Here is a 16,252-nt window from a genome sequence, read left to right as displayed (position 1 = left end):
AAACCAACAGAAAGCCCAAAACAGGCCCCAAAAAAACACAAACCCACAACACACAAAATGCGCCATGAGCCAAAACAACACAAAACCATCGACTATCGGCACGCTGTTGAGTTCTCAAAGATCAGGCACTCCAAGCCGCGGAACCCTCGGGTTCGCCGCCTGGGTGACTAGGGTTGTGGACTCCATCGCACCGACGAGTCGATGTGGTGGAACCCGATCCCCACCGTGGCCATCAGTAGGGCGCACGAAGCACCCTGCAGATCGCATCTGGTGGGATCCTCACCTGGCCGGCCGCCTTTCAGCGTCCCGCTCCTCGGCGAGGACCTTGAAGCTACCGTTTCGCTGGCAACCCGGTCAAATCGGGAGGCCCGTGGATCCGGCCCCTGTCCGCCGACCAGACCAGGGCGCGCAGAACGCGCCGGTCTGAGTAGGTTTCGAAGGATTCCTCGCGGGTTCGGCCGCCCGATGGGCGTCCCGCACTTCCCTGCGAGGCGAATAGGAACCTTACGTACGCAGCGATCCAGAGTCAAGTCCAGGTCGTCCCGTGGACCAGGAAGGATCGGAGCAAGTCACGCCCCAGGTCTCCCTGAGCCACGGGACCCCGGTCCCACGACTGCCGATTGCTGCCACTAGCGGGCCTGGCGCTTCGCCTCCTACGGCCGGATCATGTGGTCCGGATCACCTCGACGCCGGCCACGTTGCGTCGCCCGCGACGAAGCACCAGCCACCGCCCGTGAAGGAGATCCGTGCCGGTCGGCACCACGTCGACGTCCTCGATCCGGACGTTGTTGAGGTAGGCGCCACCCTCGCTGATCGTGCGGCGCGCCGCACCGCGGCTCTGCGCCAGACCGGACTCGGCCAGCAGATCGACCACAGCCGGGAGTGTCTCGCCCGTTTCGACACGGATGTTCGGTGCCTCCCGCAGTGCCGCGTCGAGGGTGCGTTCGTCGACGTCCGCGAGTTCGCCACGGCCGAAGAGTGCCTGGGAAGCGGCGACCACCCGGGCGCACTCGTCCGCGCCGTGCACCAGCGTCGTCAGTTCCTCGGCCAGTGCGCGTTGCCCTTCCCGCGCGGCGGGCCGCTCAGCGGTCGCCTTCTCCAGTTCCTCGATCTCCTCACGCGACCTGAAGCTCATGAACCTCAGGTGACTGCTGACATCAGCGTCCTCGATGTTGATCCAGAACTGGTAGAAGGCGTACGGCGACATCATCGACGGCGACAACCAGATCGCGTTGCCTTCGGACTTGCCGTACTTCGTTCCGTCTGCCTTTGTGAGCAGCGGCGTCGCGAGGGCGTGGACGGTCGCCCCTTCGGAGCGCCGGAGCAGGTCGACACCCGCGGTGATGTTGCCCCACTGGTCGCTGCCGCCGTACTGCAGCGTGCAGCCGTACCGCAGGAACAGCTCGCGGTAGTCCAGAGCCTGCAGGATCTGGTAGCTGAACTCGGTGTAACTGATCCCGATATCGCGTTCCATCCGAGCCCTGACCGCCTCCTTGGCCAGCATCCGGTTGATTCGGAAGTGCTTGCCGACGTCGCGAAGGAAGTCGATCGCCCTCAGCTCCGCCGTCCAGTCGAGGTTGTTGACCAGCCGGGCGGCGTGGGGGCCTTCGAAGGCCAGGATCGGCTCGATCTGACGCTTGATCTCCTCGACCCAACTGGCGACCACCTCGGGCGGATGCAGCGTCCGCTCGGCGTCCGGCTTCGGATCGCCGATCAGGCCGGTGCAGCCACCGACCAGCGCCAGCGGATCGTGGCCGGCGAGTTGCAGGCGGCGCATCGTGATGAGCTGCACGAGGTGACCGTGGTGCAGGCTGGGCGCGGTCGGGTCGAAACCGCAGTAATAGGTGACCGGTCCCGACTGGAGTGCCTCCCGGAGCGCGGCTTCGTCGGTCGACTCAGCGACCAGGCCACGCCAGTGCAACTCGTCGAGAATGTCTTCGGTCACCGTTGTTCCTTCCGTGATTTCATGAGCGTCCGGCCGGTTGGCCGGAAGGTCCGCCTCCAAGAGTGCCCGAGGGGTCGGGCGCTTGTGAAACCGATTCGCCGGTACGACGGCGTTTGGGGGTGTGTGGCCGGTAGACCGAGACGGTCGGCTCCCCCACCGTGTGGAACCGCCAGGGACGCTCGGCGGCGCCGGCGAGGCCGACCCGCGGCCCACGGCGGATGCGCGACCGCGGGATCCGTGGCGCCTGCCGGATCCGCAGCGCAGATGTGGGGTCACAGATGTCCAGGCCGTTGCAGGCCTTGTCGACGCCGAGTGCCTGGGCCAACCGGGCCGGTCCGCGGGCGAGATCGCGCGCCGACCGCGCCGCGGATCGCCGGCTCCGGGCCAGATCCTCCCCCTCGACCACCTCGCCGGCGCGGAGGAGCACCGCGGAGGGGGTACCGTCCGGGCCGCAGACGAGGTTCATGCACCAGTGCATGCCGTAGGTGAAGTAGACGTAGACGTGTCCAGGCGGGCCGAACATCACGGTGTTGCGCGCGGTCTGGCCGCGATAGGCGTGCGATCCGGGGTCGTTGTGACCGTCGTACGCCTCGACCTCGGTGAGACGGACCGCGACCAAGCCCTCGTCGGTCTGGTGCTCGATGATCTGGTTGAGCAGCATGGGAGCTGCCTGGAGCACGGGCCGGTCGAAGAGGCCACGCAGATCGTCGGTCATGCCGGCGACTGTCCGGCCCAGCCCACGCCTGCCGCCACCCGCTCCCTCAGGTCGGCGAGCTGCTCGCGGACCCGGGCGGGCGCCGTGCCACCAGTGGCCGACCGGGCGTCAAGGGCGCCTTGCACGGTCAGGACGGTACGCACCTCAGGGGTGAGATGACGCGAGATACCGGCGAGGTCCTCGTCGCTGAGATCGGTGAGGTCGATGCCGCGCTTCTCACACTCCTGAACGCACGCGCCGGCGATCTCGTGCGCGTCCCGGAACGCGACGCCCTGTCGTACCAGCCACTCGGCAATGTCCGTGGCGAGCGCGAACCCGAGGGGTGCGGCGGCGGCCATGTGTTCGGCGTCGAATCTCGAGGTCGCCACCATGCCAGTCATCGCGGGCAGCACGAGGAGGAGTTGCTCGACCGCGTCGAAGACCGGCTCCTTGTCCTCCTGCAGGTCCCGGTTGTACGCGAATGGCAGGCCCTTGAGGGTCGCGAGCAGGCCCGTGAGGTGGCCGATGAGACGGCCCGACTTGCCGCGGACGAGTTCGGCGATGTCGGGGTTCTTCTTCTGCGGCATGATCGACGACCCTGTGGCGAACGCGTCGTCGAGCCGGACCCAGCCGAACTCCGTGGACGCCCACAGGCAGTACTCCTCGCCGAGCCGGGACAGGTGCACGCCCAGCATCGCCGTACAGAAGAGGAACTCGGCCACGAAGTCCCGGTCGGACACGGCATCGAGGGAGTTCTCGGCGGCGCGGGTGAAGCCCAGCTCGGCGGCCACCGCCTCGGGATCCAGCGGCAGAGAGGACCCTGCGAGCGCACCGGAGCCGAGCGGTGAGACCGCGGTGCGGGTGTCCCAGTCGCGGAGACGGTCGACGTCGCGGGCGAGCGCATGGACGTGCTTGGCGAGCTCGTGGCCGAACGACACCGGCTGGGCATGCTGGAGGTGGGTGAACCCGGGCGCGGGGGTGGCCGCATGGTGCTCGGCCTGGTCGAGCAGGGCCCGCTGGAGGTCGCCGATCGCGGCCGCGAGGTGACGTGCCTGGTCGCGGAGGTAGAGCCGGAAGTCGGTCGCCACCTGGTCGTTGCGGCTGCGGCCGGCGCGGAGCTTGCCGCCGAGAGGGCCCAGCCGGGCGACGAGCTCGCGTTCGACCGCCGTGTGGACGTCCTCGTCGTCGGGCTGGGGCAGGAGATCACCCCGGCGTACGGCGGTGTCGAGCTCGTCGAGGGCGACGGTCACCCTGTCGAGCTCGACGGCGGTGAGCAGGCCCGCGCGGTGCAGCACGCGGGCGTGTGCTCCGGTCTGGCGGATGTCGTACGGCGCGAGTCGCCAGTCGAACTGCACCGACCGCGACAGGGCGGCCAGTGCCTCCGCGGGCCCGCCGGTGAAGCGGCCGCCCCACAGTCTCGTGGCCTGGGCGTCGGATACCGGCTGACCCGGTGGCTGTTCGTTGCTCACACTCGTCCCTTAGCTCCCGGACCTGAGAGTAGCTCCCGGACTGAAAGTAGCTCCCGGACTGAAATCGCCAGTCCTCCATGATCATGAAGGGAAAGGGGCGTATGGACCCCGAAAACCTTCATGATCACGATCATGATCACCGGAGAGGTCTCCTCCCGCGGACCACCGTCGTCAGCGCCGCGCGGGGGTAAGGCCCCTCCGTTTCTGTCGGTCGTTCCGTCAGGGGTGGGCCTGGTCGCGCTTGGCGGCGATCTTGCTCGGGAGTCCCCACAGCTCGACGAAGCCCCGCGCGAGCGACTGGTCGAACGCGTCGCCCTCGTCGTAGGTCGCGAGGTTGAAGTCGTAGAGCGAGGACTCCGAACGCCGGCCGTTGACCACCGCGCGGCCGCCGTGCAGCACCATCCGGACCTCGCCCGAGACGTACGTCTGCGAGTCGACGACGAAGGCATCCAGCGCCTGCTTGAGCGGCGAGAACCACAGACCGTCGTAGACCAACTCGGTCCAGCGCTGCTCGACCTGCCGCTTGAACCGGGCGAGATCCCGCTCGACGGTGACGTTCTCCAGTTCCTGGTGTGCGGCGATGAGTGCGATCGCGCCGGGCGCTTCGTACACCTCCCGGCTCTTGATCCCGACCAGCCGGTCCTCCACCATGTCGAGCCGGCCGACCCCCTGGGCACCTGCCCGGGCGTTGAGCTGCTGGATCGCCTGGAGCGGTGTCACCGGTATGCCGTCGATCGCCACCGGCCGTCCCGCCACGAACGACACCACGACCTCATCCGGCTCCCGTGCCAACGACGGGTCCTGGGTGTAGTCGTAGACCTCCTCGGTGGGCGCGTTCCACAGGTCCTCGAGGAAGCCCGTCTCGACCGCGCGACCCCAGACGTTCTGGTCGATGGAGAACGGCGACTTCTTCGAGACGTCGATCGGCAGGCCGTGCTGCTCGGCGTAGGAGATCGCCTGCTCCCGCGTCCATGCGAAGTCGCGGACCGGGGCGAGCACCTTCAGGTCCGGCGCCAGCGCGCCCACGCCCACCTCGAACCGCACCTGGTCGTTGCCCTTTCCGGTGCAGCCGTGTGCGACGACGGATGCGCCGTGATCCTTCGCGGCAGCGACGAGGTGCCGCACGATGAGGGGACGTGACAGGGCCGACACCAGCGGGTAGCGATCCATGTAGAGGGCGTTGGCCGCCAACGCCGGCATGCAGAACTCCTCGGCGTACTCGTCCTTCGCGTCGACGACGACCGCCTCGACCGCGCCGCATTCCAGCGCCCGCTTGCGTACGGTCTCGAGATCTTCGCCGCCCTGGCCGACGTCGATCGCGCATGCGACCACCTCGGCACCGGTCTGGTCGGCGATCCATCCAATCGCCACGGAGGTGTCGAGGCCTCCGGAGTAGGCGAGAACTACCCGCTCGGTCATGGTGTTACTCCTTCGAAGCTTTCTCAGGTCCAGTAGGGGTCGGCGGTCGCCCGCCGGGGCGGTGCTGGCGGGCCAGCACGAGCAGCTGGTCGGCGATGGCGTCACCGCCCGCCGGATCTCGCGCGACGACGAGCACGGTGTCGTCGCCGGCAATCGTGCCGAGGATGTCGGCGATCTCCGCGTGGTCGAGCGCGGACGCGAAGAACTGCGCGGCACCCGGCGGCGTCCGCAGCACCACCAGGTTGGCCGACGCCACTGCCGACACCAGCAGCTCACCACAGACCCGGGCGAGCCGGCTCTCCGCTGCCGCCGGCGCGTCCGGTGCCGCCCGCGGGGTCCGGTCGCCGCCTTCACCCGGCAGGGCGTAGACGAGGGCGCCGGCGGGGCTGCGGACGCGGACCGCGCCGAGGTCGTCGAGGTCTCGGGACAGGGTGGCCTGCGTCACCGCGATCCCCGCCTCGGCAAGCCGCTCGACGAGTTCGGACTGCGAACGCACGGCCGAGCGGGACAGGACCTCGACGATGTACTGCTGGCGGGCCGTCTTCGTCGCCGGCCACTTCGGCGTCAGCTGCTGCTCCCCGGTCATCGTCGTCGCCCTCCCGACGCGCGCGACGACGGATCCAGCAGGAACGTGAGCAGCGCCTTCTGTGCGTGCAGGCGGTTCTCCGCCTCGTCCCAGACCACGCTCCGCGGGCCGTCGATCACGCTGGCGGCGATCTCCTTGCCCCGGTACGCCGGCAGGCAGTGCAGCACGATCGCGTCCGGTGCCGCGTGGGCCATCGCGTCCTCGGTGACGGCGTACGGCACGAACGGCGCGCTGCGGTCGTCGGCCTCGTCCTCCTGGCCCATCGAGACCCACGTGTCGGTCGCCACGACGTCGGTGCCCTCCAGTGCCTTGCGCGGGTCGTGCAGGACCGCGACGGAACCGCCGGTCTCGCGGGCGATCGCCGCCGCCCGATCGAGGATGCCGGGATCAGGTTGGTAGGCGTCCGGGGTGCCGATGCGGACGTGCATGCCCGCGACCGCACCGCCCAGGAGGTACGAATGCGCCATGTTGTTCGCACCGTCGCCGAGGTAGGTCAGGCGAAGGCCCGCCAGCCGGCCCTTCTGCTCACGGATCGTCTGCAGGTCGGCGAGCACCTGGCACGGGTGGAAGTCGTCGGTGAGCGCATTGACCACGGGCACGCCGGCATGCGCCGCCATCTCCTCGATCCGATCCTGGCCGTACGTCCGCCACACGACCGCCGCGACCTGCCGACCGAGCACGCGCGCGGTGTCGGCGATCGACTCGCGTACGCCCACCTGTGCCAGGCGGGCGTCGACGACCATCGGATGGCCGCCGAGTTCGGCGACACCTACCGTGAACGACGTCTGAGTACGCAGGGTCGGCTTGTCGAAGAGGATCGCGACCGCCTGCGGTCCCGCCAGCGGACGCGCCGCGAACCGGTCCTTCTTCATCGCGTCGGCGAGATCGAGGACCCGGGTCTGTTCTTCGGGGGACAGGTCGTCGTCGCGCAGGAAGTGCCGCACCATCTACGCCTCCCTCTCCAGGCCGGCGTCGAGGATCGCCGGGAACGCGTCAAGGAGAGCTTGCACCTCGGTGATGGTGACGACGAGCGGCGGGGCCAGGCGTACGGCGTCCGGCTGGACGGCGTTGACCAGGAATCCCGCGTCCTGCGCGGCCGCCTGCACCGCGGCGGCCCTCGGCTGGGTGAGGACGGCGGCGAGCCACAGACCACGACCGCGGACGCCTCCCAGCAAGGGATGGCTGAGCGTGGCGATGCCGTCAGCGAGCTCTCCACCGATCGTCGCGGCGTTCCCGAGCAGGTCGTCCCGCTCGATCGTCTCGAGGACCGCGAGCGCGGCCGCACACGCGACCGGGTTACCGCCGAACGTCGAGCCGTGCTCACTCTTGTCGAAGGTCGTGCCGAACTCACCCACGCCAATGCACGCCCCGATCGGCAGCCCGCCGCCGAGACCCTTGGCGAGCGTAAGGACGTCGGGCCGCACGTCGTCGCGGGCATGGGCGAACCACCAGCCGGTACGCCCGATGCCGCTCTGGATCTCGTCGAGGACGAACACCGCACCCGTCGCGTCACAGATCTCCCGGGCCGCCGCGAGGTACCCGTCCGGCGCCGGGACCACCCCGCCCTCCCCCAACGCCGGCTCCAGGAACAGCCCCGCGCACTCGTCGGTGACCGCCTCCTTCAGCGCCGCGGCATCGCCGTACGGCACGAACCGCACATCGACACCGAACGGTGCGAAAGGCTCGCGGATGGCCGCCTTGCCGGTGAGTGCGAGGGCGCCCATCGTCCTGCCGTGGAAGCCGTCCAGCGCGGCGACGACGAACCCTCGACCGGTGCCGGCGGCGTGCCGGCGGACGAGCTTGAACGCCGCTTCGTTGGCTTCGGTCCCGCTGTTGGTGAAGAAGACGCGCCCCTCGTGCCCCAGCAGTGCGAGCAGCTTCTCGGCAAGCAGGACCTCCGGCTGGTGCAGGAAGAGGTTGGACGTGTGCGCGATGGTCGCCACCTGCCGCGACACAGCCTCGACGAGGGCAGGATGGGCGTGTCCCAGGGACGACACGGCGATGCCGGCGATGAAGTCGAGGTACCGCTTGCCGTCGACGTCCCACACCGCGCACCCCTCGCCGCGCGCCAGCGCCACCGGGGGACGACCGTAGGTCGGCATCAGGGCCGCTTCGAACCGGTCGGCCCATGCGTCGTACTGCGGCGCGAGACTCACGTCTCCTCCTTCGTCGTCGGCACGACCATCGTGCCGATCCCCTCGTTGGTGAACACTTCCAACAGCAGCGAATGCGCCACCCTGCCGTCGATCACGTGCGCCTGGGGCACGCCACCCTGAACCGCCCGGAGGCACGCCTCCATCTTCGGGACCATGCCCGACGCCAGGGTGGGCAGGAGATCGGTCAGCTCGTCGGCGTCGAGCTCGCTGATCACCTCGCCATTCGTACCGCCGGCCGACCAGTCGCGGTAGAGACCCTCGACGTCGGTGAGGACGACGAGCTTCCGGGCGCCCAACGCGACCGCGAGAGCGCCGGCGGCCGTGTCGGCGTTGACGTTGTGGACCAGGCCATCGATGTCGGGCGCCACGCTGGAGACCACCGGAATGCGGCCCGCGTCGATCAGATCCCGCACCGCCTCGGGCCGCACCGAGACGACGTCACCGACCAGACCGATGTCGACCTCCTCGCCGTCGACGGTCGCCATCCGTCGTTCGGCGGTGAAGAGGCCCGCGTCCTCTCCCGACAGCCCCACCGCGAACGGGCCGTGGGAGTTGACCAGTCCGACGAGTTCCCGGCCGACCTGGCCGACGAGCACCATCCGGACGACTTCCATCGCCTCCGGCGTGGTGACCCGCAGCCCGCCGCGGAACTCGCTGGTGATGTCGAGCCGGCCGAGCATCTCGCTGATCTGCGGACCGCCGCCGTGGACGACGACGGGACGCAGGCCGGCATAACGCAGGAAGACGATGTCCTCCGCGAAAGCTCGCTTGAGCGTGTCGTCGGTCATCGCGTTGCCGCCGTACTTGATGACGACGATCGAGCCGTGGAACTCCTCCAACCAGGGCAACGCCTCGATCAGTGTTCCGGCCTTCGTCTGCGCCTCGGTCTGGTCGCGCTTCTTCACCGTGCTCATAGGCTCTTCAAGAGGTTCATGATCTCGTCCGGCCGCCCGTTCTCAGGTGGTGTCCAGGTGGTGTTCAGGTGGAGTACGCCGAGTTCTCGTGGACGTACGCATGAGTCAGATCGTTGGTCCAGATGGTGGCGGACTCGCTGCCTGCCTTGAGATCGACGCTCACCTTCACCTGACGGGCAGACAGGTCCACCAGGTCGCGGGACTCGCCGATGCCGCCGTCGCGGCAGACCCACACGCCATTGAACGCCACGTCGAGGGTCGCCGGGTCGAACGCCGCGTCCGTCGTACCCACGGCGGCGAGAATCCTGCCCCAGTTGGGGTCCTTGCCGAAGACCGCGCACTTGAACAGGTTGTTCCGCGCGATCGACCGGCCGACCTCGAGCGCATCGGCCTCACTGGCGGCGTTCACCACCTCGATCGCGATGTCGTGCTCGGCGCCCTCCGCGTCACTGATGAGCTGTTGGGCGAGGTCGTGGCAGACCTCGCCCACCGCGGTGGCGAACTCGTCGTACGCGGGCGTGACCCCAGCGGCGCCGCTCGCCATCAACAGGACAGTGTCGTTGGTCGACATGCAGCCGTCGGAGTCGAGCCGGTCGAAGGTCGCGGCCGTCGCCTCGCGCAAGGCGCGGTTGACAGTCGCCGCATCGACGTCGGCATCGGTGGTGAGCACCACAAGCATCGTGGCGAGCGACGGTGCCAGCATCCCCGCACCCTTCGCCATGCCGCCCACGCTCCAGCCGGTCCCCGCATACATCGCCTGCTTCGATCGCGTGTCGGTCGTCATGATCGCCGTGGCGGCGTCATCACCACCGTCAACCGCAAGTTGCGCGGCGGCGTCGGCGATGCCGGCGAGCAGCTTCTCCCGCTGCAACTGCTCGCCGATGAGGCCCGTCGAGCAGACGGCGACATCGATCGCGCCGATGCCCAGCTTGGCGGCGACGAGCTCCGCCGACGCATGGGTGTTCTGGAAACCCTCGGTGCCGGTGTAGCAGTTGGCGCCACCGGAGTTGATGACGACGGCACGGACCTGCCCGTCCTTGCAGGCCTGCTCGCTCCACAACACGGGATTCGCCTTACAGCGGTTGGCCGTGAAGACCGCCGCGGCGGCGAAACTTGGCCCGTCGTTGACGACGAGGGCGATGTCGGGCTTGCCGCTCGGCTTCAGTCCGGCCGTCACGCCGGTGGCGCGGAATCCCTGGGGCGTCGTGACGCTCATGGTGCCAGTCCGATCGTGGTGAGGCCTGTCGTCTCCGGCAGGCCGAGAGCGAGGTTCATGCACTGGACGCCACCACCGGCGGTGCCCTTGGTCAGGTTGTCGATCGCGGCGACCGCGACGAGCCGCCCGGCACGTTCGTCGACGGTGACCTGCGCATGCACGGCATTGGCGCCGAGGGTCGCCGCCGTCGTGGGCCAGGACCCCTCCGGCAGCAGGTGGAGGAACGGCTCGCCTGCCCACGCTTCGGCGTACGCCTCCCGCGCCCGGGCGGTGTCAATCTCACCTTGCACCTTGGCCGTGCACGTCGCGAGGATCCCGCGCGGCATGGGCACCAGGACCGGCGTGAACGACACCGAGACCTTCTGGTCAGGTCCCGCCGCCGGGCGCAGGTTCTGCTCGATCTCGGGCGTGTGCCGGTGCGTGCCGCCAACGGAGTACGCCGAGGTGGAACCCATGACCTCGCTCCCGAGCAGGTGCGGCTTCGGCGTACGACCGGCACCGGACGTGCCCGACGCCGCCACGATCACCACGTCCTCCGGTCGGACGAGTCCGGCAGCCACCGCCGGGTACAACGCGAGGCTCGACACGGTTGGATAGCACCCCGGGACCGCGATCCGCCGTGCCGTACGCAGCTTCTCGCGCTGGCCGGGCAACTCAGGCAGGCCGTAGGGCCAGGTCCCCGCGTGCTTCCCGCCGTACCACCGCTCCCAGTCGGCCGCGTCGGCCAGCCGGAAGTCGGCACCGCAGTCGATCACCAGCGTGTCGTCGGGAAGGCTCGCCGCCACCGCGCCGGACTGCCCGTGCGGCAACGCCAGGAACACGACGTCATGTCCTGCAAGCTGCCCGGTCGTGGTCTCGCCGAGCACCTCATCGGCGAGCCCCACCAGGTGGGGATGATGCTGGCCGAGGCGGGTGCCGGCACTCGCGGCCGCCGTCAGCGCCCCGATCTCGATCTCGGGATGTCCGAGGAGGAGGCGTAACACCTCGCCACCGGCATACCCGCTCGCGCCGGCGACCGCCACCGTGAAACCCATGCGCTCGACTCCTCGATCCCGCTCCACCACGACCAGTGCATGAGTATGCCGTACAGCGCAATCTCATGCAACCGGCCCGTTGGGCGCGGTCGGAGTCAGCGCCGGGTGCCCGCGGCCCCGGCGAGGGTGAGGCTCTCGGAGTAGTGGCAGGCGGCGACGTGGCCGTCGCCTGTTGTCCGCAGCTCGGGGATCTCGGAGTTGCAGCGTTCGGGGTGGACGTGGGGGCAGCGGGTGTGGAACAGGCACCCGGGCGGTGGGTTCGAGGGGTCGGGAAGGTCGTCGGGAAGGGCGTGCTCGTGCCGGCCACGCCGCTTCTGCGGGTCGGGCAGGGGTACGGCGTTGAGGAGCGCCTCGGTGTAGGGGTGGTCCGGCTTGGAGTACAGCGCTGATGTCTCGGCGGTCTCGACGATCTTGCCGAGGTACATCACCGTGACTCGGTCACACAGGTGCTCGATGACCGAGAGGTCGTGGGAGATGAACAGGTAGGTCAGGTTGAACTCGTCCTGTAGGTCCGCGAGCAGGTTGAGGATCTGCGCCCGCACCGACACATCCAGCGCCGAGACCGCCTCGTCGCAGATCACCAGCCGGGGCTCGGTGATCAGGGCACGGGCGATGTTGATCCGCTGCCGCTCACCACCGGAGAACGCGTGCGGGTAGCGGTGCATGTACTCCGGCCGCAGGCCCACCCGGCGCAGCATCTCCGCCACTCGGTCCTGGATCGCCGACCCCGTGGCCAGTTCGTTCGTCTTCAACGGCTCGCCGACAAGCTGCAGCAGCGTCATCCGCGGGTTGAGGGAGGAGAAGGGGTCCTGGAAGACGACCCGGATCTCCCGGCGGTACGCCTTGAGCTCCCGCGTGCTCAGCCCGGCCAGGTCAACGGTCTGACCGGAGGATGTCTGGTAGTTGATCTGCCCACCGGTCGGGGTGAGCACCCTCGCCAGGCAGCGCCCCACGGTCGTCTTGCCACAGCCGGACTCCCCCACCAGACCGAGCGTTTCGCCCGGCTGGATGGTGAGGTCGACGCCGTCGACCGCGCGGATCGCCCCCGCAGAACGGCCGAACATCCCGCGCTTGATCGGGAAGTGCATGGCCAGGTCGCGAATGTCGACCAGCGCCTTGGTCTGGGCACTTGCCGCCTCAGCCAACCGCCGCGACCGGGTGGTGGTCGACGACGCGGCGTGGGCGCCCCCACCGCCGTCACCACCGTGGGCGGCCGTCTTGGCAGCGGCGACCTTCGGCGCCTCGGACTCCTTGAGCTGGCCGTCCGGTTCGTACAGGTGACACTGCGCGATCTGGCCGGAAGCGAACCGGATCAACGGCGGATCGGTCGTCTCACACAGCCCGGCGATCGCGTGCTCGCACCGGGTGTGGAACGGGCACCCGGACGGACGGTTCTGCGGGTGCGGGACCATCCCACGAATGGTGGCGAGCCGCTGCCGGTCCGAGGTGCCCCGCATCGTCGGGATCGACCGCAGCAACGCCTGGGTGTACGGATGCTTTGGCGCTTCGAAGATCTCCGTCACGGTGCCGTGCTCGGCGACCTTGCCGAGGTACATCACCGTCACCTCGTCGGCGATCTCGGCGACCACTCCCAGGTCGTGGGTGATGAACACCATCGCCATGCCGGTCTGGTCCTGCAGATCACCCAGCAGGTCGAGGATCCGCGCCTGCGTCGTCACGTCCAGCGCCGTCGTGGGCTCGTCCGCGATCAGCAGGGCCGGGTCGCACGACAACGCCACCGCGATCATCACCCGCTGGCACATACCGCCCGACAGCTGGAACGGGAAGGCGTCCACCCGCCGCTCCGGCTGCGGGATACCCACCCGGCGCAGCTGGCTGATCGCCCGCTCACGGGCCTCGGCCTTCGGCAGGTCCTCGTGCAGCAGGATCGCCTCGATGAGCTGGTCGCCGACCGTGTACATCGGCGACAGGGACGCCATCGGCTCCTGGAAGACCATCCCGATCTCGGCACCGCGGACCCGCCTGATGTCCTCGCCGCGGGTGTCCAGCGCCGCCAGATCGGACCACTCCGCGGTGACGTCCGGACGCCAGTTGATGGTGCCGTTGACGATCTGGCCCGGGCGCTCGACCAACTGCAGGATCGACCGGGCCGTCACCGACTTGCCGCACCCGGACTCCCCGACCACGCAGAGCGTCTTGCCCCGCGGGACCGCCAGGTCCACCCCGTCGACGGCGCGTACGACACCTTCACTCGTGTGGAAGTGCGTCTTCAGATCCGTGATCTGCAGCAGCGGCTCCTCGCCGTTGCCGGTGGAGGCACCCGGTGAGGTGGCAATCGTCCCGGTCGCGGCGGGCGTGGGGCTCCCGCCTTCGACGATCTCCCGGGTCTCGCGGGTCTGGCTCATCACGTCTCCTCGCGTGCGGCTGAGGCTCTGGCCGGCCCAAACTGCATCGGCCGCGGGTTGGCGCTCGGGCTTGCGGCGGTGCCGCTAGTGCTTGTACGGGTCGGCCGCATCGCGGAGTCCGTCACCCAGGAAGTTCAACGCAAGGACGGTGACCACGACGAGGCAACCGGGCAACAACAGCCACGGCGCAGTCGCCACCGCGCGGATGTTCTGCGCCTGCTGGAGCAGGACGCCCCAGCTCACGACCGGCTCCTGCAGACCCAGACCGAGGAACGACAGCGACGTCTCGGCCAGGATCATCCCGGGGATCGACAGGGTGAGGGAGGCGATCAGGTAGCTGGAGAACGACGGAAGCATGTGACGGAAGATGATCCGCGGCTGGCTCGCGCCGTCGACCTGGGCAGCCGTCACGAAGTCCTCCTCTCGCAGCGACAGGAACCGGCTTCGCACCACCCGTGCGAGGTGCGTCCACGCGATCATCGACAGGATCACCGTGACCGCGAAGTATCTCTTCAACGGCCCCCACCCAGGTGGTACCGCGGCCGCCAGACCGAGCCACAACGGCAACGTCGGGATCGACATGAAGAACTCCACCCCGCGCTGGATGACCGTGTCGACGACGCCGCCGAAGAACCCCGACACCCCGCCCAACACGATGCCCAGGACGAACGCCACACCGACACCGACCAGGCCGATCGACATCGAGACCCGCGCCCCGTGAATGATCCGCGACAACAGGTCGTGACCGTTACGGTCCGCGCCCAACAGGTACATCGGCGTGTTCTTGGTCTCGACCGACGGCCCGATCAGATGCCGGTCGCCGGGAATCAGCCCGAAGAGCTTGTACTCCTCGCCCTTGGCGAAGAAGCTCACCGGGATCTTCTTCGACTCATCCGTCGTCCAGGTCAGCTCGAGCGTCTCCGGATCCTGGGAGGACTTGTAGCCGTAGACATACAACCCGACGTCACCCCCGTCGAGCACGTGCAGCTTCTGCGGCGGTGCGTACGCATAGTCAGGGTTGTAGTGGCTGCTGGAGTACGGCGCCAGGAACTCCGCGAAGATCGCCAACAGGTAGATCACCGCGGTGACGACCATGCCCACCATCGCCAGGCGGTGCCGCTTGAAGCCCCACCACACCAGCTTCCACTGTGGCGCAACCGCGACCGCGGCCTCGTCAGCGGTCGTGACGGCACCGGATGACTGCGGGTCCAGTTGTTGCCCAGGTGCCACTATCTGCGTCATGGTCTGCTCCCACCAGTCGGGTCGCCCGTCGCCACCACGTCAACTCTCACCGGTACCTCAACCGAACCCGCGGATCCAGCCAGGCCAGCGCGATGTCGGAGATCAGCGTGCCGATCACGGTCAGCACACTCACGATCAGGATCACCGAGCCCGCGAGATACATGTCCTGGCTCTTCAGCGAGTCCAGCAGCAACGGCCCGGTCGTCGGCAGGGACAGCACCTGCGCCACGATGACCTCACCGGACACCAGTCCCGGCAACACCCAACCGACCGTCGAGACGAACGGGTTCAGTGCCACCCGAAGCGGATACTTGATCGTCAACCGCCGCTCGGGCATCCCACGTGCCCGGGCGGCGATGACGTACGGCTTGTGCAACTCATCCAGCAGGTTGGCCCGCAGGACCCGGATCAGGCCCGCCGTGCCCGCCATGCCCAACACCACCACCGGCACCCACAAGTGAGACAACAGGTCGATCAGCTTGCCGAGGTTCCACGGCTCGTCCTGCCACTCCGGTGAGAACAACCCACCGACACTCTGGCCGAAGTAGTTCAGCCCGATCCACATCAGCACCAGCGCGATCAGGAACTCCGGGATCGCGAGCCCCAGGAAGCCCAGCGTCGTCGCCGCGTAGTCACCGGCGGAGTACTGCCGCACGGCGGAGTAGACGCCGATCGGGAACGCGACGACCCAGGTGAACAGCAGCGTCGTCACAGCCAGAACGATCGTCAACGGAAGCCGCTCCGCCAGCAGCGACGACACCGGCTTGTTCCACGCGAACGACGTACCGAAGTCACCATGGAACAAGATGTTCGTGATCCACTTCAGGTACTGAACGAACACCGGATCGTCCAGCCCGTACCGCGCCGACAGCTGCGCCAGCTGGGCCTGGTCCACCGTGTCGCCCTGCGCCTGCAACTGCGACACCAACGTCGTCAGGTAATCGCCAGGCGGCAGCTGGATGATCACGAACGCCACGACCGAGATGGCGAACAACACGGGCACCATCAACAGGACCCGGCGCCCAATATAGGTCAACACAACTGCCGCCCTCCTGCTACGCAGCGAAGCCTTGCGGACATGCCCCTAGGAGAAGTACCACTGCTCCGGGTTGGTGTTGGCCGGGCAGGCCCAGATGTGTGACTCCGGGAAGATCTCGGGGATGTTGTGCAGGTTGTTCTTCGCGATGCCGTAGCTCTCCGGGATCCGCACT

General features: G+C 68.6%; 13 protein-coding genes. All 13 read right to left on the bottom strand.

What is annotated here, in order from left to right:
- Window positions 1-664: 664 nt before the first annotated feature.
- Window positions 665-1,945 carry a tyrosine--tRNA ligase gene (gene tyrS, locus ABN034_RS33760; RefSeq protein ID WP_349695019.1) on the bottom strand — a complete coding sequence of 427 codons (1,281 nt, stop codon included), beginning with the start codon at window positions 1,943-1,945 and terminating at the stop codon, window positions 665-667.
- Window positions 1,946-1,964: 19 nt separating this feature from the next.
- A complete protein-coding gene (locus tag ABN034_RS33755) occupies window positions 1,965-2,660 on the bottom strand; it encodes a DNA-3-methyladenine glycosylase (RefSeq protein WP_349695018.1) in 696 nt (231 codons plus the stop codon).
- Entirely contained in the window at window positions 2,657-4,108 is a 1,452-nt protein-coding gene (gene argH, locus ABN034_RS33750) for an argininosuccinate lyase (RefSeq protein WP_349695017.1), read from the bottom strand. The genes ABN034_RS33755 and argH overlap by 4 nt, the downstream gene beginning before the upstream one ends.
- Before the next feature lie 219 nt (window positions 4,109-4,327).
- Entirely contained in the window at window positions 4,328-5,527 is a 1,200-nt protein-coding gene (locus tag ABN034_RS33745; protein ID WP_349695016.1) for an argininosuccinate synthase, read from the bottom strand.
- 4 nt (window positions 5,528-5,531) lie between these two features.
- Window positions 5,532-6,113 (bottom strand): arginine repressor, encoded by a 582-nt coding sequence (locus ABN034_RS33740; protein WP_349695015.1) that lies wholly within the window; start codon window positions 6,111-6,113, stop codon window positions 5,532-5,534.
- Complete coding sequence (argF, locus tag ABN034_RS33735) at window positions 6,110-7,060, bottom strand: ornithine carbamoyltransferase (RefSeq protein WP_349695014.1); 951 nt, start codon at window positions 7,058-7,060, stop codon at window positions 6,110-6,112. Before argF ends, ABN034_RS33740 begins: the two co-directional genes overlap by 4 nt.
- Window positions 7,061-8,269, bottom strand: coding sequence for an acetylornithine transaminase (locus ABN034_RS33730; RefSeq protein ID WP_349695013.1), 1,209 nt, complete (start codon window positions 8,267-8,269; stop codon window positions 7,061-7,063). It lies immediately after the preceding gene.
- Complete coding sequence (gene argB / locus ABN034_RS33725) at window positions 8,266-9,183, bottom strand: acetylglutamate kinase (protein WP_349329258.1); 918 nt, start codon at window positions 9,181-9,183, stop codon at window positions 8,266-8,268. The genes ABN034_RS33730 and argB overlap by 4 nt, the downstream gene beginning before the upstream one ends.
- A 64-nt stretch (window positions 9,184-9,247) precedes the next feature.
- Entirely contained in the window at window positions 9,248-10,399 is a 1,152-nt protein-coding gene (gene argJ / locus ABN034_RS33720; protein WP_349695012.1) for a bifunctional glutamate N-acetyltransferase/amino-acid acetyltransferase ArgJ, read from the bottom strand.
- On the bottom strand, window positions 10,396-11,433 hold the full coding sequence (gene argC / locus ABN034_RS33715) for an N-acetyl-gamma-glutamyl-phosphate reductase (RefSeq protein WP_349695011.1): 1,038 nt from the start codon (window positions 11,431-11,433) through the stop codon (window positions 10,396-10,398). Before argC ends, argJ begins: the two co-directional genes overlap by 4 nt.
- Before the next feature lie 95 nt (window positions 11,434-11,528).
- Window positions 11,529-13,799 carry an ABC transporter ATP-binding protein gene (locus ABN034_RS33710; RefSeq protein WP_349695010.1) on the bottom strand — a complete coding sequence of 757 codons (2,271 nt, stop codon included), beginning with the start codon at window positions 13,797-13,799 and terminating at the stop codon, window positions 11,529-11,531.
- Window positions 13,800-13,883: 84 nt separating this feature from the next.
- Window positions 13,884-15,041, bottom strand: coding sequence for an ABC transporter permease (locus tag ABN034_RS33705; RefSeq protein WP_349329254.1), 1,158 nt, complete (start codon window positions 15,039-15,041; stop codon window positions 13,884-13,886).
- A gap of 46 nt (window positions 15,042-15,087) precedes the next feature.
- Window positions 15,088-16,080: an ABC transporter permease gene (locus ABN034_RS33700; RefSeq protein WP_349695009.1), complete on the bottom strand. Its 993-nt coding sequence runs from the start codon at window positions 16,078-16,080 to the stop codon at window positions 15,088-15,090.
- Window positions 16,081-16,252: the final 172 nt, after the last annotated feature.

This window comes from Actinopolymorpha sp. B11F2 (assembly GCF_040195635.1).
GTDB lineage: Bacteria > Actinomycetota > Actinomycetes > Propionibacteriales > Actinopolymorphaceae > Thermasporomyces.
Note: the sequence above shows the minus strand (reverse complement) of the source record. Positions and strands in the feature narration are given on the sequence as shown.